At 70.1% G+C, this 25237-nt stretch carries 20 protein-coding genes and 1 tRNA gene; 12 read left to right on the forward strand and 9 right to left on the reverse strand.

Annotation, left to right across the window (positions count from 1 at the left end):
- Nucleotides 1-158: 158 nt before the first annotated feature.
- Together AB0E07_RS07045 and AB0E07_RS07050 are read left to right on the forward strand one after the other, a co-directional pair.
- Nucleotides 159-1172 carry a permease gene (locus tag AB0E07_RS07045; RefSeq protein ID WP_362247298.1) on the forward strand — a complete coding sequence of 338 codons (1014 nt, stop codon included), beginning with the start codon at nucleotides 159-161 and terminating at the stop codon, nucleotides 1170-1172.
- The gene (locus AB0E07_RS07050) at nucleotides 1169-1942 is read left to right on the forward strand and encodes a TIGR03943 family protein (RefSeq protein ID WP_362247299.1); all 774 of its coding nucleotides are present in this window, start codon (nucleotides 1169-1171) and stop codon (nucleotides 1940-1942) included. The genes AB0E07_RS07045 and AB0E07_RS07050 overlap by 4 nt, the downstream gene beginning before the upstream one ends.
- On the opposite strand, the gene AB0E07_RS07055 is transcribed toward AB0E07_RS07050, so the two are convergent.
- Entirely contained in the window at nucleotides 1943-2164 is a 222-nt protein-coding gene (locus AB0E07_RS07055; protein ID WP_362247300.1) for a DUF4287 domain-containing protein, read from the reverse strand.
- 305 nt (nucleotides 2165-2469) lie between these two features.
- Here AB0E07_RS07055 and AB0E07_RS07060 point away from each other — a divergent pair, with 305 nt between their 5' ends.
- The 3 genes from AB0E07_RS07060 to AB0E07_RS07070 are packed head-to-tail and all read left to right on the forward strand — an operon-like array spanning nucleotide 2470 to nucleotide 10876.
- A complete protein-coding gene (locus AB0E07_RS07060) occupies nucleotides 2470-8196 on the forward strand; it encodes a glutamate synthase-related protein (RefSeq protein ID WP_362247301.1) in 5727 nt (1908 codons plus the stop codon).
- The gene (locus tag AB0E07_RS07065) at nucleotides 8193-9956 is read left to right on the forward strand and encodes a sulfite reductase subunit alpha (RefSeq protein WP_362247302.1); all 1764 of its coding nucleotides are present in this window, start codon (nucleotides 8193-8195) and stop codon (nucleotides 9954-9956) included. Before AB0E07_RS07060 ends, AB0E07_RS07065 begins: the two co-directional genes overlap by 4 nt.
- A gap of 2 nt (nucleotides 9957-9958) precedes the next feature.
- Complete coding sequence (locus AB0E07_RS07070; RefSeq protein ID WP_362247303.1) at nucleotides 9959-10876, forward strand: hypothetical protein; 918 nt, start codon at nucleotides 9959-9961, stop codon at nucleotides 10874-10876.
- 112 nt (nucleotides 10877-10988) lie between these two features.
- On the opposite strand, the gene AB0E07_RS07075 is transcribed toward AB0E07_RS07070, so the two are convergent.
- The 3 genes from AB0E07_RS07075 to AB0E07_RS07085 form a co-directional block, all read right to left on the reverse strand.
- Nucleotides 10989-11062, reverse strand: a tRNA-Pro gene (locus tag AB0E07_RS07075).
- A gap of 34 nt (nucleotides 11063-11096) precedes the next feature.
- On the reverse strand, nucleotides 11097-11879 hold the full coding sequence (locus tag AB0E07_RS07080; protein WP_362247304.1) for a Pr6Pr family membrane protein: 783 nt from the start codon (nucleotides 11877-11879) through the stop codon (nucleotides 11097-11099).
- Between the two features lie 129 nt (nucleotides 11880-12008).
- Entirely contained in the window at nucleotides 12009-12938 is a 930-nt protein-coding gene (locus tag AB0E07_RS07085) for a metallophosphoesterase (RefSeq protein WP_362247305.1), read from the reverse strand.
- Nucleotides 12939-13047: 109 nt separating this feature from the next.
- Here AB0E07_RS07085 and AB0E07_RS07090 point away from each other — a divergent pair, with 109 nt between their 5' ends.
- The 4 genes from AB0E07_RS07090 to AB0E07_RS07105 all read left to right on the forward strand — a co-directional run bounded on the left by AB0E07_RS07090 (nucleotide 13048) and on the right by AB0E07_RS07105 (nucleotide 17735).
- Nucleotides 13048-13512, forward strand: a complete 465-nt coding sequence (locus AB0E07_RS07090) for a GatB/YqeY domain-containing protein (protein WP_362247306.1) — start codon at nucleotides 13048-13050, stop codon at nucleotides 13510-13512.
- Between the two features lie 725 nt (nucleotides 13513-14237).
- Entirely contained in the window at nucleotides 14238-16478 is a 2241-nt protein-coding gene (locus tag AB0E07_RS07095) for a glycoside hydrolase domain-containing protein (protein ID WP_362247307.1), read from the forward strand.
- A gap of 8 nt (nucleotides 16479-16486) precedes the next feature.
- Nucleotides 16487-16981: a hypothetical protein gene (locus AB0E07_RS07100; protein WP_362247308.1), complete on the forward strand. Its 495-nt coding sequence runs from the start codon at nucleotides 16487-16489 to the stop codon at nucleotides 16979-16981.
- A 40-nt stretch (nucleotides 16982-17021) separates the two neighbouring features.
- Nucleotides 17022-17735: a hypothetical protein gene (locus tag AB0E07_RS07105; protein WP_362247309.1), complete on the forward strand. Its 714-nt coding sequence runs from the start codon at nucleotides 17022-17024 to the stop codon at nucleotides 17733-17735.
- On the opposite strand, the gene AB0E07_RS07110 is transcribed toward AB0E07_RS07105, so the two are convergent.
- From AB0E07_RS07110 to AB0E07_RS07120, 3 genes are all read right to left on the reverse strand, one after another.
- Nucleotides 17726-18025, reverse strand: a complete 300-nt coding sequence (locus AB0E07_RS07110; protein ID WP_362247310.1) for a LuxR C-terminal-related transcriptional regulator — start codon at nucleotides 18023-18025, stop codon at nucleotides 17726-17728. The two genes, AB0E07_RS07105 and AB0E07_RS07110, sit on opposite strands and share 10 nt — an antisense overlap.
- Nucleotides 18026-18182: 157 nt before the next feature.
- Entirely contained in the window at nucleotides 18183-18689 is a 507-nt protein-coding gene (locus AB0E07_RS07115) for a hypothetical protein (RefSeq protein WP_362247311.1), read from the reverse strand.
- A gap of 262 nt (nucleotides 18690-18951) precedes the next feature.
- The gene (locus AB0E07_RS07120; RefSeq protein ID WP_362247312.1) at nucleotides 18952-21207 is read right to left on the reverse strand and encodes a transglycosylase domain-containing protein; all 2256 of its coding nucleotides are present in this window, start codon (nucleotides 21205-21207) and stop codon (nucleotides 18952-18954) included.
- Nucleotides 21208-21614: 407 nt separating this feature from the next.
- Here AB0E07_RS07120 and wblA point away from each other — a divergent pair, with 407 nt between their 5' ends.
- Nucleotides 21615-21953 (forward strand): transcriptional regulator WblA, encoded by a 339-nt coding sequence (wblA, locus tag AB0E07_RS07125; RefSeq protein WP_063608098.1) that lies wholly within the window; start codon nucleotides 21615-21617, stop codon nucleotides 21951-21953.
- A 32-nt stretch (nucleotides 21954-21985) separates the two neighbouring features.
- Here wblA and AB0E07_RS07130 read toward each other — a convergent pair whose 3' ends face one another.
- Both AB0E07_RS07130 and AB0E07_RS07135 read right to left on the reverse strand, forming a co-directional pair.
- Entirely contained in the window at nucleotides 21986-23401 is a 1416-nt protein-coding gene (locus tag AB0E07_RS07130; RefSeq protein ID WP_362247313.1) for an ArsA family ATPase, read from the reverse strand.
- Nucleotides 23398-24375 (reverse strand): ArsA-related P-loop ATPase, encoded by a 978-nt coding sequence (locus AB0E07_RS07135; protein ID WP_362247314.1) that lies wholly within the window; start codon nucleotides 24373-24375, stop codon nucleotides 23398-23400. Before AB0E07_RS07135 ends, AB0E07_RS07130 begins: the two co-directional genes overlap by 4 nt.
- Before the next feature lie 95 nt (nucleotides 24376-24470).
- Here AB0E07_RS07135 and AB0E07_RS07140 point away from each other — a divergent pair, with 95 nt between their 5' ends.
- Together AB0E07_RS07140 and AB0E07_RS07145 are read left to right on the forward strand one after the other, a co-directional pair.
- Nucleotides 24471-24629 (forward strand): DUF4177 domain-containing protein, encoded by a 159-nt coding sequence (locus tag AB0E07_RS07140; protein ID WP_020129281.1) that lies wholly within the window; start codon nucleotides 24471-24473, stop codon nucleotides 24627-24629.
- Nucleotides 24626-25093, forward strand: coding sequence for a RidA family protein (locus tag AB0E07_RS07145; RefSeq protein WP_362247315.1), 468 nt, complete (start codon nucleotides 24626-24628; stop codon nucleotides 25091-25093). Before AB0E07_RS07140 ends, AB0E07_RS07145 begins: the two co-directional genes overlap by 4 nt.
- Nucleotides 25094-25237: the final 144 nt, after the last annotated feature.

The following is a 25237-nucleotide window of genomic DNA, read 5'->3' on the forward strand; positions in this document are numbered from 1 at the left end:
CACCACCCGGCTGACCCTGACTCGGAACGCTCACCACGAGGGGAAAGACTGCCTCACCGGGACGGGTGGTTCCAGCACGCGTCTGAACAATGGGTGCCAACTCCCCGTATGCAAGGGGAGGAAGACCAGCGAGAGCCCACCGGAGGGACGCGACCGCCGTGGCGACCACCACCAGAACCCGGCCCCCCGAGAAAGAACCCGAGAAGGAACCCGCGCGGGAAGAGGCCCGGACCGGCGCCCCCCTCGGTTTCATCACCCTGCTCCTGCTGGCCGTGCTGCTCCAGAACCCGCTGCGCGGCGCGCTCTCGGCGCCGGTGATGCAGAGCTGGACGACGGTGTTCGTGGCGGTGGTGATCCAGGCGCTGCCGTTCCTGGTGCTGGGCGTGCTGCTCTCGGCGGCCATCGCGGTGTTCGTCCCGCCGTCGTTCTTCGCCCGTGCCCTGCCCGCCCGTCCCGCCCTCGCGGTGCCGGTGGCGGGCGCGGCCGGCGCGGTCCTGCCCGGCTGCGAGTGCGCCTCGGTGCCGGTGGCGGGCGCGCTGGTCCGCCGCGGGGTGACCCCGGCGGCGGCGCTGGCCTTCCTGCTGTCCGCCCCGGCGATCAACCCGATCGTGCTGACCTCGACGGCGGTGGCCTTCCCCGGCAACCCGGAGATGGTCCTGGCCAGGCTGGTGGCGAGCCTGCTGGTGGCCTGCGCGATGGGCTGGCTGTGGCTGCGGGTGGGCCGTACCGACTGGCTGCGTCAGCCGTCCCGCCCGTCCTACGAGGGACAGGGCCGGGGGGCCGCGTTCTGGGGTTCGGTCCGGCACGACGTGATGCACGCGGGCGGCTTCCTGGTGGTGGGCGCGATGGTGGCGGCGACGCTGAAGGCGGTGGTCCCGGAGAGCTGGCTGAGCCAGCTGGCGGCGAGCCCGGTGGCCGCGGTCCTCGCCCTGGCGCTGCTGGCCGTGGTGCTGTCGATCTGCTCGGAGGCGGACGCGTTCGTGGCGGCCTCGCTGACCCACTTCTCCCTGACGGCCCGGCTCACCTTCCTCGTCGTGGGCCCGATGGTCGACCTGAAGCTGTTCGCGATGCAGGCGGGCACCTTCGGCCGCGCCTTCGCGCTGCGCTTCGCCCCGGCGACCTTCGTGGTGGCGGTGCTGGTCTCGGCCGCGACCGGGGCGGTGCTGCTGTGAGGCGCCAGGCGCAGGCGGCGGTCCTGTTCCTGCTGGGCGCGTCCCTGCTGCACGCGGGCACCACGGATCTCTACCTCCGCTATGTGAAGCCCGGCCTGCGCCCCCTGCTCCTGCTGTCGGCGGTCGTCCTGATCGCGACGGCCCTGGCCACGGCCTGGTACGAGCGCAGGCCCCCCGCCTCCGGCTCCGCCCCGGCCCCCGGCTCCGCCTCCGCCCCGGCCCCCGCCTCCTCACCGGCCCCCGTAACCGCCTCCGACCACCACCGCGAGCCCCGCGTCAGCTGGCTGCTCGCCCTTCCCCTGCTGGCCCTCATCCTGGTGGCCCCGCCCGCCCTGGGTTCCTACAGCGCGGTCCGCGCCGGCACGGCCCTCCAGGAGCCGTACGGATACGCCGAGCTGCCCCGGGCCGACCCGGTTCCGCTGGCCCTCTCCGACTACGCGGCCCGCGCGGTGTACGGGCACGGCCGCTCCCTGGACGGGCGCCGGGTCCGGATCACGGGCTTCGTCGCGCCGGGCCCCTCCGGCACGCCCTACCTGGTCCGGATGACCCTCAACTGCTGCGCGGCGGACGCCCAGCCGGTGAAGATCGCCCTGACCGGGGAGGTGCCTCCGGTGCTGCGTCCGGACACCTGGCTGCGGGTGACGGGCACCTACACCCCGCGCACCGTGAAGGACCCGGTGAACGGCGCCCCCGTCCCGTACCTTCAGGTGACGGAGGCCGTCCCGGTGCAGGCGCCGCGCGATCCGTACGACGAGACCTGGAACAATTGACTAGCTTCCCGCCTCGGCCGCCTCGGCCAGGGTGTGGGCGACGAGCGCGTTGGCGTGGCCGTGGCCGAGGCCGTGCTCGGCCTTGAGCCAGTTCACCAGCTCCATGTGCCTGCTCAGCGGGGAGGAGCGGATGATCTCCTTCCACTCGGCGATCGGACGGCCGTACTTCTTCTCGATGGAGGGGAAGTAGCTGGCGGGACCCTTGGCGGCGGCGGTGGCCATGTGCTGCTCCTGTCGGTGGGAACGCTCTTGCCGAAGAAGACCGACGGGCGCCGCGAAACTCATCGGTGTCCGGTACGCGGACAGCCATGTCCATCGGCGCCGCGGGAGCGTATACATGCTGAGTGCACCCTTGCGGTTAAAGTTAGGTAACCCTTAGCTTTAGAGGTCGCACCACACAGGGCCCCGGACGTCGCGCCGGACCGCCCACGGCGAGCGCTCCATCGACGCAGCCTGGCCGTCCTCCCCCAGCGCCCCACGGGCCTGGGCGGTAACCCAGCCGGAACTCGCTGCTCAGGACCCGCCACGTGAATGCCTCTCCAGGTCTCTACGACCCTGCCCTCGACCACAGTGACTGCGGTGTCGGCTTCCTCACCCGTCTCGACGGGACGCCCGGCCACGACGTCATCCGCAAGGGCGACGAAGCGCTCCGCGCCATCCCGCACCGCGGCGGCAAGTCCGCCGAGGGTGTCGGGGACGGCGCCGGCGTCAGCGTCGACCTCTCCCAGGAGTTCTTCACCGCGCTCACCGGCGAGGAGCTGACCCCCGGCCGCTTCGGCGTCGCGAACTGCTTCGTGCCGACCGACCCGGTCCGCCGTACCGCTGCCGCCGACCTCGTCGGCCGGAGCATCGCCGAGCAGGGCTTCGAGATCCTCGTCGTCCGGGACGTCCCCGTCGACCACCAGGTCGCCTGCCCCGCCGCCGAGCAGTACCAACTGCCCATCGTGCAGTGGGTCTTCCGCGCACCCGAGGACTGGGAGCGCGCCGACGTCGACGCCGCCGCCAACCGCGCCCTGCTCGCCGTCGAGGCCGTCGCCTACGCCGACACCGACACCTACGGCGGTCTGTACCCGCTCTCGCTGAGCGCGCGGACCCAGGTGCTCAAGGGACGCCTCAACTCCGCCGAGGTCATCGGGTACTTCCGCGACCTGGTCGACCCCCGGCACTCCGTGCGCACCCTGTACTTCCACACCCGGTTCTCCACCAACACCGAACCGCACCCCACGATGGCCCAGCCGTTCCGCCTCATGGCGCACAACGGCGAGCTGAACACCGACCGCAAGAACCGGCTCAGCGACGAGGCCCTGGCCCGCGCCCGGACCCGGTCCATCGTCCGCCCGCCCGGCCAGTCCGACTCCAGCCGGCTCGACCAGACCCTCCAGAGCCGCGTCTTCGACGACGGCCTGGACCTCGTCGAGGCCGTCGTCTCCCTCATGCCGCCCGCCTGGGAGAACGACCGCACCCTCCCCGACGACGTGCGGGACATGCTGGAGTACTTCTCCCTGTACGAGGAGAAGAACGACGGCCCGGCCGCCCTCGTCTTCAGCGACGGCGACGTCGTCGGCGCCCGCCTCGACCGGCTCGGTCTGCGCCCGCTGCGTACCGTCGAGACCGCCGAGTACCTGATGGTGGCCTCGGAGGCCGGCCAGGTCGCCTTCCCGGACGACGAGGTCGTGCACCGGGGCCGGATCGAGGCCGGCGGCATGCTCGTCGTCGACCACCGCACCGGACGCCGGATGCGCACCCGCGAGGTGCTCGACGCGCTCGCCGCGCGCCGCCCGTACTCCGAGCTGCTCGCCTCGGCGCGGATCAACCTCGACGACATCCCCGCCCCCGACTACTACCGCGGCACCACGACCCTCGGCTACGACGGCGACCTGAGCCTGGCCGGCCGCTACGTCGCGTACTCGCTGAACCAGGAGAGCTTCCGGTTCATGCTCGACCCGATGCTCGCCGACGGGTCGGAGCGGATCTCCGCGATGGGCTACGGCAACGCCATCAACGCGCTCAGCGACACCGAGGGCGGCATGGCGAAGTACTTCTCGCAGCGGTTCGCGCAGGTCACCAACCCGCCGCTGGACAGCATCCGCGAGGCCGACGGCATGAGCATGCGGGTCGCGCTCGGCCCGAAGCCCGACGGCACCCACGACACCAACGGCCGCCAGCTCGTCGTCTCCTCGCCCGTCCTCGGGCACCTCGACATGGTGCGGCTGCGGGACCAGCGGATCGTGCCGCTGGAACGGTTCGCGATGCTCTACGACCCGGTGACGGGCGACGAGAGCGCCAACGCCGACGCGCTGCGCTCCGCACTCACCCGGCTCTGCGACGACGTCGAACGCTTCGCCGGGGACCAGGGCGGCATCGCGCTCCTCACCGACCGCGCCGTCTCCTCCACCCGCGCGCCCCTGCCGGTGATCCTCGCCGTCGCCGCCGTCAACCAGCGGCTCATCGAGACCGGGCGGCGCCTGCGCGTCTCGCTCGTCGTGGAGAGCGGCCAGCTCGCCTCCTCGCACCACGTCGCCACCGCCCTGGGCTTCGGCGCCTCCGCCGTGTACAGCCTCAGCGCACGGCTGCGCGCCGAGGAGAAGTACCCGAGCGCCGCCGCCCCCGCCGGGGAGATCACCGGCACCGACCGGGCGCTCGCGAAGTTCCGCAAGGCCGCCGAGAAGTCCCTCGCCAAGACCATGGGCCGGGTCGGACTCTGCACCGCCGAGAGCTACATCGGCGGCGAGTTCTTCGAACCCAACTACCTCGACACCCGCGACGACGTCTTCGCCCGCGCCTTCCCGCACATGGACGCCCCGGTCGGCGGCGTCGGCTTCGCCCGGATCGCGCAGGCCGCGACCGACTGGCACGAGCGGGCCCGTACGGTCGACACCGAGCAGCAGATCCCGCTGCTCGGCCTGTTCAAGGAGCGCTCGGACGGCGCCGGGCACTCCTTCGGCGTCACCGCCGTGCGCGGCTTCGGCGAAATGGTCGAGGAGCGGCCGGAGTTCGGCCGCCCCGAGGACTCCGACGCGCTGCGCCTGCTCACCCTCGGCCAGCTCGACGACGCCTTCGGCATCACCGACTCCGCGTACCGCAACACCGGCTACGACGCGCTCAGCGACGCCGAGATCGACGCCTTCCGGATCACCCCGGGTTACCGCTCCTTCCTGCGCACCACGCACGAGGAGCGGTCCCGCCGCCCCGCCGCCCTGCGGGACGTGCTCGCGCTGCCCGCCGACGTCACCGGACTGCGGACCGCCGAGGACTTCGCCCGCGAACTGGGCCGCTTCTCGACGGACGGCAACGCGAGCGTCACGGTCCGCGGAGTCACCGTCTCCCGCACCGTGGCCGAGCCGGCGGAGGGCGCGGCATCGGCGGTGGATGCGGCATCGACGCAGGGCGCGGCATCGACGCAGGGCGCGGCATCGGCGGTGGACGTGGCATCGGCGGTGGACGCGGCATCGGCGGTGGGCGAGGCCGGCACGTACCACCTGCGCCTGACCGCCCCCGGCGACGAGGCCGCCGAGCGTCACGCGGCCCTCGCCGAAGGGCTCGCGCGTCTCGGCGGGACCGGCGCCCTTGGCGGGACCGGCGCCCTCGGTGGGACCGGTGCCCAAGCCGAGGGACGTACCCGCCCGGCCGAGGTCGAGACCCTCGCCGTGGACGCCGACGGCGTGCGCGTCACCGCCACCGGCGCGGCCGCCCGCCTGCTCGCCCTGCTCGAACAGGCCCCCGACAGCGTCCCGTTGGACGAGGTGCAGCCCGCGCACGAGATCACCCGCTCGCTCGCCTCCGGCGCGATGAGCCACGGCGCGCTCGTGGCCACCGCGCACGAGGCCGTCGCGCACGGCACCAACATGGTCGGCGCGATGTCCAACAGCGGGGAGGGCGGCGAGCACCACACCCGCTACGGCACCATCCGCGGCTCCCGGATCAAGCAGTTCGCGTCCGGCCGGTTCGGCATCTGGGCGGGCTACCTCGCCGACCCGATGCTGGAGGAGCTGGAGATCAAGATCGGGCAGGGCGCCAAGCCCGGCGAGGGCGGCCAGCTGCCCGCCCCGAAGGTGACCGTCGACATCGCCGCCGCCCGCGGCGGCACCCCCGGCATCGAGCTGATCTCCCCGCCCCCGCACCACGACACGTACTCCATCGAGGACCTCGCGCAGCTCATCCACGACTGCAAGGCGGCCCGTGTCCGCGTCATCGTGAAGCTGGTGTCCTCCGAGGGCATCGGCACCATCGCGGTCGGCGTCGCCAAGGCCGGCGCCGACGTCATCAACGTCGCCGGGAACACCGGCGGCACCGGCGCCGCCGCCGTCACCAGCCTCAAGTACGCCGGACGCTCGGCGGAACTGGGCGTCGCCGAGGTCCACCAGGCGCTCGTCGCCAACGGGCTGCGCCAGAAGGTCGTGCTGCGCTGCTCCGGCGCCCACCAGACCGGCGGCGACGTCGTCACCTCCGCGCTGCTCGGCGCCGACAGCTTCGAGTTCGGCACCACCGCGCTGATGATGCTCGGCTGCGTCATGGCGAAGAACTGCAACGTCAAGTGTCCCGCCGGGCTCACCACCAACCCCGAGGTCTTCGAGGGCGACCCGCGCGCACTGGCCCAGTACCTCCTCAACATCGCGCACGACGTCCGCGGCATCCTCGCCCGCCTCGGCCTGCGCTCCCTGCGCGAGGCCCGCGGCCGCACCGACCTGCTCCAGCTGCTCGACCACCCGGCGAGCGTCGGACGCCTGGACGTCCGCCGCCTGCTCGCCCGCCTGCCGGAGAAGACGGTCGAGAACCCGGAGTACCTGGAGAAGGACTTCACCACCGACGACGCCCTCATCGAGCGGGTCCGCGCGGCCCTGTTCGACCGGCGCGAGCCGACCCTGCTCGTCGACGGCGTCCGCCTCGGCAACAGTGACAAGTCGGTGGGCGGCCAGCTGAGCATCGACATCGAGCGGCTCCTCAACCACCTGCCCGGCGAGGTCCCGGACGTCCCCGCCCTCACCACCGACGACCGCGGCCGCCGCCGCCTCGTCGACGGAGCCGTCCGTATCCGCACCACCGGCTCCGCCGGCCAGTCCTACGGCGTCTTCTGCAACGACGGCATCACCCTCGAACACACCGGCACCGCCAACGACGGCGTCGGCAAGAGCCAGAGCGGCGGCCGGATCGTCGTCCGCGCCCCGGGCGGCGGCAGCGCCGAACGCGGCGGCAACGTCCTCATCGGCAACTTCGCGCTGTTCGGCGCGACCGGCGGGCGGACCTTCGTGCAGGGCGAGGCCGGCGACCGGTTCGCGGTGCGCAACTCCGGCGCCACCGCCGTCGTCGAGGGCGTCGGCGACTTCGGCTGCGAGTACATGACCGGCGGCACCGTCCTCAACCTCGGCGGCTTCGGCAAGGGCCTCGGCAACGGCATGAGCGGCGGCTTCCTCTACCAGTACGACCCGTCGGGCGAGCTGGCCGGCCGGGTCAGCGCGGACTCGCTGCTGGTCTTCCCGGTGACCGACACCGCGCGCGGCGCCTTCCACGAGGAGGCCGTACGGCTGCTGCTGGCCTGGCACGTCGAGGCCACCGGCTCCGAACTGGCGGCCCGGCTCCTCCACGACTGGGACACCGCCCGCCACCACATGTACTGCGGGATGCCCCGCGCGCTCCTGCTCTACCAGGACTCGACGGAGATCCTCGCCGCGGCGACCCGGGGCACGCTCCTCGACGAGCTGGCGACCTCCATCGCCACCGACAAGCTGCGCGCCTTCAAGGTCGACTACCGCGACCACCGCACCGTCCTCGACGGCCGCGCCCCCGCCTTCGGCGACCAGGGCAGCGACGACATGTTCTCGCTGCTGTCCTCGTACACCGTCCTCGGCGTCGCGCAGGACCTCGCCCTCCAGCGGGTGCCCGGTGCGAGCGGCCCGGACGACCCGAAGGTCGCCGCGGCCGTCCGCAACCTGATCCTCACCGAGGACTTCTTCGTCAAGCAGCGCGTCGTGAAGTACCTGCGCGGCACGCTGGAGCGCTTCGAGGACGGCGAACTCGCCACCCTCATCGCGATCAAGCGCCTCGACGACTACAAGCGCGCCCTGAAGCAGCGCAACAACCTGAGCGTGGACGCCCCCGGCACCTACGGCTGGATCGTCCACCAGACCACCAAGAACGCCGGCCGCGCCCGCGCCGCCCGCTTCGACGAACTGCTCGCCAACGCGGCACTCGACGAACTGGCCGCCATCGCCACCCGCCGTTCCCCGCAGCCCCCGACCGAGGCGGTGACCGCATGACCGTCATGCCCCCTACCGGCACCCTGATCCCCGCCGACGCGCCCTTCTCCGCCCAACAGGAGTCGTGGCTGGCCGGGTTCATCGCGGGCATCGCGGCCGCCGGCCGCCGCGCCGAGGCCGCCGCCGGCACCCCCGCGGCGACGATCGACGTGCTGATCGGCACCCAGACGGGCAACGCCGAACTCGTCGCCGACGAGGTGGCGTCCGGCGCCCGTGCCCACGGCCTGGGCGCCCGCACCACCGCCCTCGACGACGTCACCCCCGAGGCGCTCGCCGCGATGTCCCACGTCCTCGTCGTCACCTCCACCTACGGCGAGGGCGAGATGCCCGACAACGCCGGGCTGTTCTGGGAGGCGCTCCAGTCCGACACCGCCCCGCGGCTCGAAGGCGTCCGCTACGCCGTCCTCGGCCTCGGCGACCGCGGCTACGACGACTTCTGCCAGGCGGCGAAGCTCATCGACACCCGCCTGGAGCAGCTCGGGGCGACCCGGCTGCACGAACGCGTCGACTGCGACGTCGACTTCGAGGAACCGGCCGCCGCGTGGACGGCCACGGTCCTGGAACGCCTGGCCGCCGAGACCGGCGCGACGGGCGGCACCGGCACCGCCGGCCCGGCCGCGGACCCCGCCGCGCCCGCCAAGGCCCGCTCCCCGTGGAACAAGCGCACCCCCTACCCCTCCCGGCTCACCACCAACCGCCTGCTCTCCTCGCCGAGCAGCGCGAAGGAGATCCGGCACTACGAGTTCGACCTCGGCGACAGCGGCATCACCTACGAGGCGGGCGACGCGCTGGCCGTCGTACCGGTCAACGACGACGCCGTGGTCGGCGCCCTCCTCGAACAGCTCGGCGCGAGCGGCGAGGAGGACGTCGACGGCCTGCCGCTCACCGAGGTCCTGCGCACCGGCCGCGAGATCCGCATCCCGTCCAGGGAACTCGTCGCCGACCTCGCCGAACGCGCCCCGGAGAGCGAGCTGGCCTCGGTGGTCGCCCACGGGGACCGCTCCGACCTGGACTCCTGGCTGTGGGGGAGGGACGTACTGGACCTCCTCCGCGACGCGGGCCGGGCTGCCCCCGACACGGCCGAACTCCTGGCCCTCCTGCGCCCGTTGCAGGCCCGCCAGTACTCGATCTCGTCCAGCCCGCTCGCCCACCCCGGCAGCGTCCACCTCACGATCGCGTCCGTCCGCTACGCCCTGGGCCGCCGGACGTACGAGGGCGTGGCCTCGACCCACCTCGCCGACCGCGTCGCCGAGAACGGCACGGTGGGGATGTACGTCCAGCCGAACGCCTCCTTCGGCGTCCCGGCCGACGACGACGCCCCGATGGTCATGATCGGCCCCGGCACCGGCATCGCCCCGTTCCGCGGCTTCCTCCACGAGCGGGCCGCCCGGGGCGCCACGGGCCGCAACTGGCTGTTCTTCGGCGACCAGCACCGCGAGACGGACTTCGTCTACGAGGACGAGCTGACCGAGCTGCGCCGCGCCGGCGTCCTCACCGAACTCGACCTCGCCTTCTCCCGCGACCAGGCCGAGAAGGTCTACGTCCAGACCCGGATGCGGGAACGCTCGCGCGAGCTGTACGCGTGGCTGGAGGAGGGCGCGCACGTCTACGTGTGCGGCGACGCCTCCCGCATGGCGAAGGACGTCGAGGCGGCCCTGCTCGGCGTCGTCGCCGAGCAGCGCGGACGCGGCGACGACGACGCGGCCGAGTACCTCGCCCACCTGCGTCGCGCCAAGCGCTACGTACGGGACGTGTACTGACGATGAGTCACGAGGACCCCGACGGCGGCTGCCCCTTCGAGGGCTGCTGCCCTCGGCGGAGCAGCACCGTACGCCTGATCGACGCGCGGATGCCGGAGCTGACCCGCTCCCTGTCGCTGTTCCAGTACGTCCAGGCGGTCACCGGAGGCCCCGTCGCCCACCTCGACCAGGCCGGGGGCTACGCGCCCCCGAGCCTGCGCGGCGAGGCGTTCGCCGTCCGGCCGGCCGCGATCACCCTGCGCCTGGACCCCGAGGGCATCGCCTCGGCCCTGGTGATCAGGGACGAGCGCACGGGCTCGGCCACCCTGCACCTCCTCGACACGGAGGGCAGGACCGCCCACCAGGGCCGCCTCCTCTCCGACGGCGACCGCCTGCTGGCCGACCTGATCCGCACGGTGACCCCCGGCTCGACGCCGGCCGCTCACCGTGCCGCCCCCGACCTCCCTCCGTGGCAGGACGGCGACCAACTCGCCCAACTGGACGAGATCCTCACGGACGGCGGCGCCGCCCGACGCGCGCGGTTCGCCCACTACGGCGGCGACCACCGCCCGGTCGACCCCGAGGCGGTCCCCGCGGTCCTCGAACACGCCTGCTCGGTAGGACTCCCACTCGGCGTGGCGGTGTTCGCCCCCTCCGCCCTCCAGGCCAGTGCGGGCCACGTCCACATCACCGACCGCACGACCGGCGGCCGCGTCTTCGCGGCGATCGGCGACAGCACGCTGGAACTCGACCTCACCCGGGTCGCCGCCTGCCACCTGGTCCGCTCCACAGCGACCCACGGCCTGACGACGTCCCTGGAACTGGACGACGCCCAGGGCCACTGCGCGGCCCTCCTCACCCAGTTCGGCCCGGTGGGCGAAGAAACCCACAGAGCCTGGGAATCCCTGACGACATCCCTCCCGACCCCCGACACCACCTGACCCGCCGCACCCGGCCCGGGGGCCCGGCGGTCCCGGCGGTCCCGGACACGCACACAGAAACAGGTGAGGCGCCTACCGAATCCGGTAGGCGCCTCACCTGGTGTTACGGCTGTCGGGGTGGCGGGATTTGAACCCACGACCTCTTCGTCCCGAACGAAGCGCGCTGCCAAGCTGCGCTACACCCCGATCATCCCCGCTCGTCGCGGTGACGTCGTTTACTTTAGCCCACCGGTGGCTGGAGACGAAATCCGGTTTTGCCGCGGCGGCGTACCAGGTCGGGGCGGGTGTGGTCCAGGGCCACCAGCAGGACCGCGAAGGCGTAGATGGTCAGGCCCAGCAGCAGGGCGTTGCCCAGGACGGACTTGTAGCCGTGCAGGTCCACGTCGAGGAACGGGTAGAGGTGGCGCGCCGGTGTGCCGGCGGAGAGCAGTTCCGCGCGGATGAGGCAGAAGCCCAGGTAGGCCAGGGGGTAGGCGAGCCAGATCGCCGCGTGGCGCAGGCGCAGGGCGCCCGGCGTCGTGAGCAGGAGCCAGTCCAGGGCCGCCGCGAGCGGTGTGACGGTGTGGAGGACCTGGTTCGCCACCGCGTGCCAGCCCGTCGGCGCGGTGTCCCCGGTCAGGGAGAAGGGGCTGGACGCGTTCGCCAGGACCAGGTGGTAGACCAGGCCGGTGATCGCCACGTAGAACAGGGCCGCGCCCGTCAGGGACGCTGGGAGGGGTCTGCGGGCGGTCCAGGCGCGGCGGGCGGCGAGGAGCATGACCGCCGCCAGCAGGAGGTTGCTCTGGACGGTGAAATAGCTGAGCACCCGCCCGGGGCTCCCGCCGACGCACTCGATCGTGACCGCCCCGACCGCCATCAGGGCGGTCAGTACGCGGAACGTGGCGGTCAGGCGGCGGCGCGAGGGTGCCACCACCGCTGTGGCGGGGACGGGCGCGGGCAGCAGTCCGGGGATGCCCGGTATCGCGGGCAGGTCCGGCATGTCCCTGGGTATGGGGGCGGTCATGCCCCTCACGCTAAGCAGAAGGGGCAATAGGGGCTATAGGGGTGGACCGTGCGGGTTACCGGGCCACCGGGGCACTGATTACCAGGGCCCCGGTGGCCCGTCGCCCCGTCGCCCCGTCACCCGTCGGGACTACTCCGCGCGCGGCACCAGCGTCAGCAGCGTCACCTCAGGCGGGCAGGCGAACCGGAACGGCGTGTAGCGGTTCGCGCCGCAGCCCGCCGAGACGTGGAGATGGGCCGTACGGCCGTCCGCCGTGTGCGTCGACAGGCCCTTCACCCGGTCCGTGTCCAGGTCGCAGTTGGTGACGAGCGCCCCGTAGAAGGGGATGCACAGCTGTCCGCCGTGGGTGTGCCCGGCGAGGATCAGGGGGTAGCCGTCCGCGGTGAAGGAGTCGAGGACGCGGAGGTACGGCGCGTGCACGACGCCCATCGAGAAGTCCGCCGTACCCGACGGGCCCCCCGCGACCTCGGCGTACCGGTCGCGCTTGATGTGCGGGTCGTCCAGGCCGGTCAGCTCCACCGAGACCCCGTCGACCTTGAGCGTGCCGCGGGTGTTGGTGAGGTTCAGCCAGCCCGCCGCGTCGAAGCTGTCCCGCATGCCCTCCCACGGGTTGTGGATGACGCCGACCGCGGGAGGGTTGCCGTTCAGCCCGTACTTGCCCTGCGCCTTCTCGATCAGATAGCGCGCCGGGTTGCGCAGCTTGGGCCCGTAGTAGTCGTTGGAGCCGAAGACGTACGCGCCGGGGAACTCCATCAGCGGGCCGAGCGCGTCCAGGACTTCCGGTACGCCCTCGGGGTCGGAGAGGTTGTCCCCCGTGTTGATCACGAAGTCGGGGCGCAGGCCCGCCAGCGAGCGCAGCCAGCGCTGCTTCTTGCGCTGTCCGCTCACCATGTGGATGTCGGAGACCTGAAGGACGCGCAGCGGGCGCATCCCGGCCGGCAGGGCCGGCACGGTCACCCGCCGCAGGCGGAAGGAGCGGGCCTCGAACCCCGCCGAATACACCAGACCGGCGGCACCAGCCGCCGCGATCCCCAGAGGTACTCCGTATCGCGCGCGCATACCTCCATCGTGTCAGACCCGTCCCAACTCCCGTGCCCGGCCGTCCCTCAAGCGCCGTACGGGGAAATCGAGGGGCGTCCGCTCCCGCGCACCTGCGACAATCGACGGCATGACCACGCTCAAGTCGAAGCTGCACGACGACCTCAACGCCGCGATCAAGGAACGCGACGAGCTCCGCTCCTCGACGCTCCGGCTCACCCTCGCCGCGATCACCAAGGAGGAGGTCGCGGGCAAGGAGAAGCGCGAGCTCTCCGATGACGAGGTGCAGAAGGTGATCACCAAGGAGGCGAAGAAGCGCCGGGAGGCCGCGGACGCCTTCACCCAGGGTGGTCGCCTGGAGTCCGCCGAGCGGGAGAAGGCGGAGGGCGAGGTGCTCGCCGAGTACCTGCCCAAGCAGCTCGGCGACGAGGAGCTGGAGCGGATCGTCACCGAGGCCGTGGCCGAGGCCAGGGCGGCCGGTGCCGAGGGGCCGCGGGCCATGGGCGCCGTCATGAAGATCGTGAACCCGAAGGTCGCGGGTCTGGCCGAGGGCGGCCGGGTGGCGGCCATCGTCAAGCGGCTCCTCGCGGGCTGAGCCCGCTCGGCTACGCAACGCGCTCCATGCCCTCGGCGGTGTGGGGCGCGTTTCCGTGCGGTGCGGACAGGGCCTTCCCGGTGATCTCCGAGTACTCGTGAAACCGGGCCAGGGTAGAAGGACCGGAACCGATCCCTGCCAGATCGTTTTGTGTGCCGTTTCGGCTACTCCGCCCCTTGTGGGCGGGTATACCGCTCTGATCGTCGATCGTATTCGGCCTTTGTGTCCGGGCTAGGCCCGGCGATCTTCTCCCATTCGTTCAGATGATCTAAGTTTTAACTGATCGCGAGAGACCTTCGGGTCGTTCGCAGGGGTGCGAGTCGATCATTCACCGGGGGAAGACCAGTGGTGTGGATCAGTGGGGGCCGACGGCGACGCGTGCGGATTCGGTTCCCGCGTCGTGTTCCGCGGAAGGTGCCTCGCACGATGCGATCGCTTCGGTCCTGCGTCCGCTGTCGGACGCCCCGTCCGCCATGCGGTCGGACGACGCCAGGTCTGTGCGATGGCCGCCCGGCATCACATGCCACGGCGCGGCGTCACATGCCACGGCGTTCCGTGTCCGGTTGAGGACGGCGGCACTCCTCCGCTCGCGAACAACATCCGCGTAAGTCGTCGCCCTGACGGAGGCGAATCGCTTCTGTGCCGAGCTCCCTGGTGCGCGAGGCGTCGTGAGTTGCGTCGACCTGTTCACCCGCCCTGCCCTCCCTGCTCATGGAAGGAACTCAATGGCTGACGAGATGGTGCTGCGCGCTCAGAGGTTCATCAACACCACCTATGGGGACGGTGCCACCCTCGGCATATCCAAGCTTGAGGAGAACGGCCGCACCGGTTGGATTGTCATGTACGCACTAACTCGGGCGTTGCAGTACGAGATGGGCATCTCCTCGCTCTCGAACAACTTCGGCCCCGCCACGCTCGCCGCCCTTCAGGAGAAGTACGGCAAGCTCGACGAGACGACGATCCCGTCGGCCAACTTCTGCCGGATCATCCAGTCGGCCCTGTACTGCAAGGGCTACGACGGCGGCGAGATCGACGGGACCTACAACGACCGCGTCAAGTCCGCAGTGGCGCAGCTCAACGCGAACATGGGCGTCGGTGGCACCTACCCCGGCAGCTCGCTCTGGCCGAAGGTGGTCAAGGGCCTGCTGAACATGGACGCCTACGTCACCGTGAACAACGGCTCGGAAACCATCCGATCCATCCAGCAGTGGCTGAACGGGCGTTACGTCCTGCGCAAGGACTTCTACGTCATCCCCTGCGACGGTCACCACTCCCGTGACGTCGCCAAGTCGATGCTCTTCGCCATCCAGTACGAGCTGGGCATGGCCGACGGTGTGGCGAACGGCGTTTTCGGCCCCGGCACTCAGTCCGGCCTGAAGAGTCACACCGTCTCGACCGGTTCGTCCGGGGTGTGGGTGCAGCTCTTCACCGGAGCCATGGTCCTCAACAAGCGGCCGGTCTCCTTCTCCAGCTCTTTCACCTCGTCACTGGCCGACAGCGTCAGGACGTATCAGTCGTTCATGAAACTTGCCGTCAACGGACAGGGCAACTTCGAGACATGGGCTTCCTTGCTCGTCTCGTACGGGGACCAGAGCCGCCAGGGTGAGGCGTGCGACGGCGTCACGAAAGTCACCCCGGCGCGGGCCCAGGCTCTCAAGGCCGCCGGCTACAAGTACATCGGACGGTACCTCTACAACCCGTCCAGCACGTCCCTTCCGGAGAAGGAGATCCAGCCGGGCGAACTGGCGACCATCAAGGAGTACGGGCTGCGTTGCTTCCCCATTTACCAGACGTGGGCGCGCTCGGTCGATTACTACCTGCCCGAGCAGGGGGTCGCTGACTGTCTCAATGCTGCCTACAAGGCGGAGGAGCACGGGTTCAAGCCGGGTGCGCGGATCTACTTCGCCGTCGACTACGACGCGGTGGACGAGGAGGTCACGTCGTTCATCCTGCCGTACTTCCAGAAGATCAGAGAGCAGATGGACCAGCTCGGCAGCCCCTTCAAGATCGGGGTCTACGGTCCGCGCAACGCGTGCTCCCGCATCTCCGAGGCAGGTTACGCGGATGCCAGCTTCGTGTCCGACATGTCGTCGGGATTTTCCGGCAACCTCGGCTACCCGATGCCCGAGAACTGGTCCTTCGACCAGATAGTCACCAAGACGATCGGCTCGGGTGACGGGCAGATCGAAATCGACAACAACATCGCCTCCGGCCGGGACACCGGACAGGGCGACTTCTACCCCACCTCCTCCCAGAAGTTGGACATCGGCTTCGACCTGGCCCTGTGGCCGTCCTTGCTCCAGGAGGTCCAGGAGTACATGGCGTCGATCGGCAAACCGGGCGGCGAGCGCATATACACCTTGCAGGAGTGCCTTGAGGGGATCATGAACTACGACGCCGCGATCACTTCGGGAGCCCGGAGACACCGCATGCGCAAGGCGCTCATCCAGACGTCGGCCTTCTGGGAGTTCGCCCATTACAGCCTCGTGGACTACACCGAGGACGCCAGCGTCGTGCTCTACCACACCGGCATCATCCCGGACTGGGCCAAGGACTTGCCCGTTGTCGAGCGATTGGTCGACAGCAGCACCGGTATCGCCAAGATCTCCGGCCGCACCTGCATCCTGGCGCGCAACAACTCGATCCGCTCAGGGCTGCTGGAGGGCACCATCCTCGACTCGACCTCCGACGCAGACCGCTGGGCCATGTGGCAGAAGGTCAACCAGGACAACGTCTTCAACCTCAGCACCGTGCCGCACATGCACATCTGGGGCGCCGACGGGAAGGCCGGGGACCACGCGGAGACCCCGATTCGCCGCCCCGCGCTCGACTACGACGAAACGGAGATCTTCGAGGTCCTGCGCCGGTACCAGGGCTTCGGTGACGAGGCGGTGGCCCACGCGACGGAGCGTATGCCTCTCTACGCCATCTTCGAGAAGTACAACCTTGCCATTCGCGGGATCTGACCACGGTGGTGGCTTCCGATCCATGGCAGGGGCACAACAGCACGGCGCTGTTCACGCTTGTGCTCACGGTGACGCCGACGCTCATAGGTCTCACGACGTACCTGTGCTCGCGGATGACCCCGTCGGCGCGCCGCCGCCGCACTCCGGTCCGTACCTGGCGGGACGTCTCCCTTGCGGCGATCGCTCTTGGACTCGCCCTCTACCTGTGGGGGCTTCTCCACATCCTGTTCACGGACGACCGGGCGCAGGCCCAGGAGTGCGAGCGCCGGCGGCCTGACGGGATCCCCGCCCTCGTCGGCCGCAGGGGGGACTTCGTTCCGCTGCGGCTCGTCTGCGAGGCGTCGGACGGCCACGACTACTCCGTCGTCGTCCCCGGTTACATCAACCCGTCGCTCGTGGTTCTGCTGCTGCTCGCGCTGATTGCCGCCGCGGCTTCCGTACTTCTGCACCACAAGCGCCGCAAGCACCACAAGCAGCACACGTCAACCCGGAAGGAAGGCTGAGTTGTCGATCAACTCCGGCATCACCCGCAGAGTCACTCTCATGGCCGCCGTTGGTGTGACCGCCGCCGTGAGCCTCACCACCACCGGCCTCGTCGCGACGCCCGCCGCCGCGGCTCCGGACCCCTTCAGGAACGACGAACTGAAGGAGGCGCTGCGCCGTGCGCAGGCCCGTCACCGGCGTCTGCGCACGGGTCGGCCGTCGGCGAACGGATGGGACATGCAGAAGGCGGCCGACGCCGACGGTGACATCGTCACCACGTCGGTGGCGGGCACCGGCCTCACCGTTCAGCTCCGCACGGGCGACACGGAGACGGTACTGACCCATGTGATTCGCCGCTTCCACTACGAGGTTGACGCCCTGGGAGTGGGCGGAGAACCGAATCCACTGGAGGGCTGGGTGGCTCCGTCGGCAGTGCGCGACAGCCGGCGTCCTGAGGCGAACCAGGCGTCCGGTACCGCCGTGGTCATCCGGCCGGGCTCCTACCCGCCGGGCGTACGGGACGGTTTCACCGAGGGGCAGCGGCTGGTGGTCCGCGACATCCTCGCCGATACCGAGGGGGTGGTCCGCTGGGGCGGGGACGACCGCCGCCCCTACGAGGGGCTGTTCTACCTCACCGTGTCGCCGGGGGACGCAGACCTGGCCCGGGTCGCGGCCAAGATCCGAACCTGGAGCGAGGTGCCGGGGGCAGGAGCCGGAGTGGTGCCTGACGTGACCGAGCCGACCCGGCGCCGCCGAGCCGCCGGTTACCGCTGAGAGGAAGAATTCCCGGCCCCGTGGTCAGCGGCGTCGCTGTTGACCACGGGCCGTTCGCGTCGACGCGGCTGTAGCAGGCCCAGTTCCTGGGCACGGGCCCCGAGGGCCACTCGCCCGTTGGCCTGCAACTGTTCCATGAGCCGTTGGATCCTGCGCTGCACGGTGCGGTGACCCATGTCGAGTTGCCGGGCGATTGATGCGTCACTGCGTCCCGCATACAAGAGGTTCAATATTTTTCGGTCATTGGTGTCGAAAAGCGGGGTGGTACAAGGGTTCGGCCTGATGGTCAAGACATCCCCGATGCGGCTCGCGGTCGCTTGTTTTCCAGTAGTTTAATTGCGACTTCGTTGCATGGGGAAGTTAATAAACGAGCGGACAAAGGTGGGAGGCGCCAGGCGCCTCCCACCTTTGTCCGACGGGGTCGCCGTGACGACGTCCCGGGTGCGGCTAGTACCAGGGCGTACAGCTCTGCTCGCCCGACGGGTCCTCGACGCAGGCCCGCATCATGTGCGACGAGGGGTTGTAGTACATCGGAGTCCGCGTCCAGTAGTAGTTCGTCCCGCTCGGGATCTTCGCGGTCCAGCCGGCGGCGCCACCCTTCGTCAGGCCGAGCCGCCAGTAACAGGTGGACTGATCCTTGGTGCACCGTTGTACGTACACATCCCAGTCCGACGCGCCTGAACCGCTGATGTAGTGCAGTCGGGCCCAGCTGTACTGGTCGCCGTCGGTCTGGCCCCACCGCAGCTCGTACAGGAACGAGCCGCCGAGCTGGTAGGGGCCGTACGGGGAGACCGGTCCGGACTGCCAACTCTGGATGTTCGGGTCGTGGCCGTCGCAACCGAAGTTGTCGCAGGCGAGGGCGGCGGCCGAAGCGGAACTCGGAACCATGAGGGCCAGGGCGAGGGCGCTGAACAGGGCGCTGAGCGTCACACCGATCCGCGACCGGAGTGTCATTTCTCCTCCATGGGGCAAATCACGAAAAATAAGCACCCGATGATCGGTGCCGCATGTGACTATGGCATGGCCGTGCTGAAGAAATACCGGGTTTTCTTATTGGTGGCGTAATTGCGCCGATTAGGTTTGAGGCAGTAGTCGGGTGAAAACGGGAAGAAAATGATAAGCCGCCCCTTTTTCCAAGGGGCGGCTTTGGCCTGATTCCTCGACGTTTATCCGAGCGTCCGGCGGTGCAGCACGAACACCGGGCACGACGCGGTCGTCACCTGTTTCGTCCGCCGTTCCCGTTGCCCTGGATGAAGCCCTCGGGGAGGGTCGGCTCCGTGACGCCGCCAGTGTCGCCGCCGCCGGTCAGGCCTCCGAGGAAGCCCTCGTCCCCATTGTTGTTGTCGTCGTTGTCGTCGCCTCGGTCACGGTCCTCCTCGTCCTCGTCCTTCTGCTTGTCCTCCGGGTCGGGGATGTTGACAGGGACGAAGGACTCGGCCGCCTTGCCCGCGAGAGCGCCGGTCATGGCGTCCTTCCAGATGGGGCCCGGAGTGTCGGAGCCGTATACGAGGTCGTGGTAGACGCCACCGATCGTGATGTTCCGCATCTTGACCTGCTGGCTGGCGCTGCCGACCCAGACTGCGCCCGAGAGGTTCGGCGTGTAGCCCACGAACCAGGCGTTGCGGCGCTCGTCGGTAGTACCGGTCTTGCCGGCGTTGTCCCGGTCCGCGAGGCCGGCCTGCTGGCCCGTGCCGGAGTCGACCACACCCTTGAGCAGGGCGTTGATGGTGTCGGCCGTGCTTTCCGACATCGCCCGCGAGCAGGTGGACTTGGGTACCGGGAGACTCTTCGTGGAGTTGCCCACCCGCTGCGTGACCGCCTCGATGGCGACGGGCGTGCAGTACATGCCACGGTTGGCGAAGGCGGCGTAGGCGGATGCCATGGTCAGCGGGGAGACGGACTCGGTGCCGAGGGCGATCGACGGGACCTGCGGCAGCTTCTTGCCGCTGCCCTGTCGGACCTGCAGCTTCTCGGCCATCTCGGTGACCGGGCAGAGACCGATGTCCGCGACCATCTCGATGAAGTAGGTGTTGACCGACAGGGCCATCGCCTTCTTCAGCGCGTAGGGGCCCTTCTCCGACTCGTTCTCGTTGGGAATCTTGGTGCCGTCTTCATTCGTGTAGGGCTTGTCACACGTCTGAATGGGGCTCGGAACCGTCAGTTCGTAGGGGGAGGGGTACTCCTGGGTCGCCGGGCGGCCCGCTTCGAGGGCGGCAGCCGCCACGAACGGCTTGAACGTGGAGCCGGTCGGGAAGCCGTTGCTGGTTCCCATCTCCTGACCCACCGAGTAGTTGATCACGGTCTCGTTCTGCTTGGCGTTGGTGCCGTACGGCTTCGACTGCCCCATCGCCACGATCTTGCCGGTGCCCGGTTCCACGAGGGTGGCTGCCGAGGCGACCTTGTCGCTTGCGTTGACGTGGTCCTTCAACGATTGCTGGACGGACGCCTGGGCCTGCGGGTCGAGCGTCGTACGGATCGTAAGACCGCCCTGGTTCCAGACCTTGGCCCGGTCCTCCTTGGTCTTGCCGAACGTTCTGTCGTTCAGGAAGACGTTCCGCACGTAGTCGCAGAAGAACGCGGCGTCCTTGACCGCGGTGATGCAGCCGTTCTTCGGCTTGCTGACCTTCAGTCCCAGCGGGGACTCCGCGGCCTTGGCGGCCTGTTCCTTGGAGATGTCACCGACCTGGGCCATCCGCTGGAGCACGGTGTTGCGCCGCTGCTTGGCCTCCGCCTCGTCGTTGACGGGGTCGTAGCGGCTTGGCGACTGGACGATCCCGGCGAGGAGGGCGGACTCCTGGAGGTTGAGCTTCTTGGCGGACTTGGAGAAGTACCGCTGGGCCGCGGCCTCGACGCCGTAGGCCTGCTGGCCGAAGAACGTGATGTTCAGGTAGTTCTCGAGGATCTTCTTCTTGCCCAGTTCCTCCTCGACCTGGATCGCGTACTTCAATTCGGCGATCTTGCGGCCGAGGGTCTGCTGGGTGGCCTGCGCGACCTTGGTCGGGTCGTCGCCGGCCTCCTCGACGAAGACGTTCTTCACGTACTGCTGGGTGAGGGTGGACGCTCCCTCGGCGACCCCGCCGCTCTGCGCGTTGCGGTTCAGGGCGCGCAGGACGCCCTTCAGGTCGACCGCGCCGTGCTGGTAGAAGCGGGCGTCCTCGATCGCGACGATCGCCTTTTGCATGTGCGGCGAGATGTCCTTGAGGGCGACCACGGTGCGGTCCCGCGAGTAGACGGTGGCGATCTGACCGCCGTCGGCGTCGAGGATGGTGGTGCGCTGGCTCAGCGGCGGCGTCTTCAGGTTGGCCGGGAGTTCGTCGAAGCTCTCGACCGTCCCCTTCGCCGCCAGACCCAGCGCGCCCACGGCGGGCAGCGCGATGCCGGCCATGACCGCCCCCGCGAGGACACTGACACCGAGGAACTTGGCGGCCTGCTGCGTGGAGGACAGACCACCGCCCGAGCGCTTCTTTGGCATGAGGGCAGCCTACGTTCTCATTCGCCGGACACGCGTATATGCCTTGGCCTAAGCTGCTCTCAACTGTCACAGCAGTAGGGCTACGTATCAATACGTCCGGCGACCCCGAATCGTTCCGGTCGGCCATCAACTTTTTGATGGAGGCGTGTCCGAATCCGCCTTGTGTGTCACCTGGCGCCCGTTGTGACTCAATGGAACTGTCCCGCTTTGCCGGGATGATCACGCATGTCACCAGCTCACTCCCCCGGGTGATCTGCCGCTTACCCATAGTCCGTTCGGACCATTCAAGATTGGGCCCGCTGGGGGTGTTGCGCCGTGCCCGCCTTCCGTAACGTCCTCAACTGGCGGCGGTGAATATGCCGCTGCCGCCGTGGGGGAGCCTCGATTCGGGAGAGGACGGCGCCGGTATGGGCTGGGTAACCGACTGGAGTGCGCAGGCGGCCTGCCGCACTACCGATCCGGATGAACTGTTCGTGCAGGGAGCAGCGCAGAACAGGGCCAAGGCGGTGTGCACCGGATGTCCGGTGCGCACGGAATGTCTGGCTGATGCGCTCGACAATCGCGTCGAGTTCGGCGTATGGGGAGGCATGACGGAGCGGGAACGCCGCGCACTGCTGCGCAGGCGGCCCACCGTCACCTCGTGGCGCCGGCTGCTGGAGACGGCTCGTACGGAGTACGAGCGTGGGGCGGGCCTGGTGCCCCTTGACGACGACCAGGTGTACGAGAACTACGCGGCGGTGAGCTGACGGCTCCGGGCCGGTCAGGGTCCCGCGGGCGGTCAGGCCCCGGAGCTGGGCAGCTCCGGTCGGCCGGCCGCCAGCCGGTCTCCGATGTCCCGCAGACCGGCGATGTCGTGCACATCGCCGGGGAGCGCGGCCACCTCGGCGACCGCCACCTCCGGGTGGAGCGTGGCGAAGCGGTCACGCGTGCGCTGCTCGCGGGAGAGCAGGTGCATACGGTCCGCGTGCAGCCTCAACAGGCCGGCGGTGAGCTGGCCGACGGTGTGCTGGCCGACGGTGTGCTGGTCGGTGCGGTTCGCCGCGGCCGTGTCCGTCTCCGCGGCTGTGTCCGTCTTCACGTCCGCAGCCGTGTCCGTGTCCTGGGTGGCGGGGGAGCCTTCCTCGGCGGCCTCGGATGCGGGAGATTCTGAACTGCCGGACGTGTCGGGGGAGTTACGAAGTCCAGCTTTCCCGCCCTCCTGATCGACAATGCGGGACTCCTCAAGATTTTCCGCGGCGGCGAGTGCCCGCTCGGCCGACAGCCGGACGGCGTCGCTGCCGTGGACACGGTTGAGGACCAGACCCGCGAGCGGCATGTCCTCGGCGGCCAGCCGCTCCACGAAGTACGCCGCCTCGCGCAGCGCGTCCCGCTCCGGCGCGGCGACCACCAGGAACGCCGTCCCGGGCGCCTGGAGGAGCTTGTACGTCGCGTCCGCGCGGGTGCGGAAGCCGCCGAACATGGAGTCCATCGCGGCCACGAACGTCTGCACGTCCTTGAGCAGTTGGCCGCCGAGCAGCTTGCCGAGCGCGCCGGTCATCATCGACATGCCGACGTTCAGGAACTTCATCCCGGCCCGGCCGCCGACCTTCGCGGGCGCCAGCAGCACCCGGATCAGCTTGCCGTCGAGGAACGACCCGAGCCGCTTGGGCGCGTCCAGGAAGTCCAGCGCCGAGCGCGACGGGGGCGTGTCCACGACGATGAGGTCCCACTCGTCCCTGGCCCGCAGCTGGCCCAGCTTCTCCATCGCCATGTACTCCTGCGTGCCGGCGAAGCCCGCGGAGAGCGACTGGTAGAACGGGTTGCCCAGGATCGCGGCTGCCCGCTCGGGGTCCGCGTGCGCCTCGACGATCTCGTCGAAGGTGCGCTTCATGTCGAGCATCATCGCGTGCAGCTCGCCGCTCGCGGAGTCGTCGATGCCCTTCACCCGGCGCGGGGTGTTGTCGAGGGAGTCGATGCCCATGGACTGGGCGAGCCGGCGCGCCGGGTCGATGGTGAGCACCACGACCTTCCGGCCGCGCTCGGCGGCCCGCAGCCCGAGCGCCGCCGCGGTGGTCGTCTTGCCGACACCGCCGGAGCCGCAGCACACGATGATGCGGGTCTGCGGATCGTCCAGCAGCGGATCGACGTCCAGCGCGCGCGTGGGGGAGAGGTGGTGGGGTGCCTGGGTCTGGGACCGGTCGGCGTCCGGGCTCATGTCATCCCCTGCTCTCGCAGCTCGGTGGCCAGTTCGTACAGCCCCGCCAGGTCCATTCCCTCGGCGAACAGGGGCAGTTCGTGCAACGGCAGGTCCAACTCGCCGAGCGCGGCCCGCTGTTCCTCCTCCAGCGCGTACCGCTCCGCGTACTCCTCGGCCTGCGCCAGCAGCGGGTCGACCAGCCGCTCCGCGTGCCCGCCGCGCCGCGCCCCACCGAGGCCGGCCGCCGACAGGGACTGCGCGAAGGCCGTACGGGGTGTGCCGCGTACGAGTTCCACTTCCTCCGCGTCCAACACCTGGGGGCGCACCATGTTCACGATGACCCGGCCCACCGGGAGCCGCGCCGCGCGCAGTTCGGCGATACCGTCCGCGGTCTCCTGGACCGGCATCTCCTCCAGCAGCGTCACCAGGTGCACCGCCGTCTGGGGCGACTTCAGCACCCGCATCACGGCCTGCGCCTGATTGTGTATCGGGCCGATCCTGGCGAGGCCGGCGACCTCGTCGTTGACGTTCAGGAAGCGGGTCACGCGGCCGGTGGGCGGGGCGTCCATCACGACGTGGTCGTAGACGAAGCGCCCGCCCTTGTCCTTGCGCCGCACCGCCTCGCACGCCTTGCCGGTCAGCAGGACGTCCCTGAGGCCCGGGGCGACGGTGGTGGCGAAGTCGATCGCGCCGAGCTTCTTCAGGGCTCTGCCCGCACCGCCCATCTTGTAGAACATCTGGAGGTAGTCCAGAAGGGCCAGTTCGGGGTCGATGGCGAGGGCGTACACCTCCCCGCCCCCCGGAGCGACGGCGATCTTCCGCTCCTCGTAGGGCAGCGCCTCTGTTTCGAAGAGCTGTGCGATGCCCTGCCTGCCCTCTACCTCCACGAGAAGCGTGCGCTTCCCCTCGGTGGCGAGGGCGAGCGCGAGCGCGGCGGCGACCGTGGTCTTTCCGGTCCCGCCCTTGCCGCTGACGACCTGGAGCCTGCTCACGTCTTCGAGCCTAACCAGTCGGCCGCCGGATCACGCCGGAGGCTGTGGACAACGTGTGCGCGAGGGCCCCCGCGGCAGCGGCTAAAGTCGGCCACATGACCAAGTGGGAATACGCAACCGTGCCGCTGCTCGTCCACGCCACGAAGCAGATTCTGGACACCTGGGGCGAGGACGGCTGGGAGCTCGTCCAGGTCGTGCCCGGGCCGAACAACCCCGAGCAGCTGGTGGCCTACCTGAAGCGGGCGAAGGCGTGAGCGCGGTCGAGGAGGCCCTCGCCGAGCTGGGGCTGACTCTGCCGGAGGTCGCGGCGCCGCTGGCCGCGTACCAGCCGGCCGTGCAGTCCGGCGTGTACGTGTACACCTCCGGCCAGCTCCCCATGGTCGAGGGCAAACTCCCGGTCACCGGCAAGGTCGGGGCCGAGGTCACCGCGGAGGAGGCCAAGGACCTGGCCCGGATCTGCGCGCTGAACGCCCTCGCCGCGGTCAAGTCGGTCGCGGGCGACCTGGACCGCGTGGTGCGGGTGGTGAAGGTCGTGGGCTTCGTGGCGTCCGCCTCGGACTTCACGGGTCAGCCGGGTGTCGTGAACGGTGCCAGCGAGCTGCTCGGCCAGGTCCTCGGTGAGAAGGGCGTCCACGCCCGCAGCGCGGTCGGGGTGGCCGTGCTGCCGCTCGACGCGCCCGTCGAGGTCGAGGTCCAGGTGGAGCTGGCCAGCGCCTGACGCGGTTACGCGTAGCGGCCGGGCGGCGTGGGGTGGTGCTCCGGGCCGCCGGGCGCTGCGGGGTGGTTCTCCGGACTCGCCTGGCGCCGCGGCGTGGTTTCCGTACCTGCCTGGCGCCGTGGCGTACTGCTCCGTACTCGCCGG

The sequence above is a fragment of the Streptomyces sp. NPDC048002 genome (assembly GCF_040653275.1).
Taxonomy (GTDB): domain Bacteria; phylum Actinomycetota; class Actinomycetes; order Streptomycetales; family Streptomycetaceae; genus Streptomyces.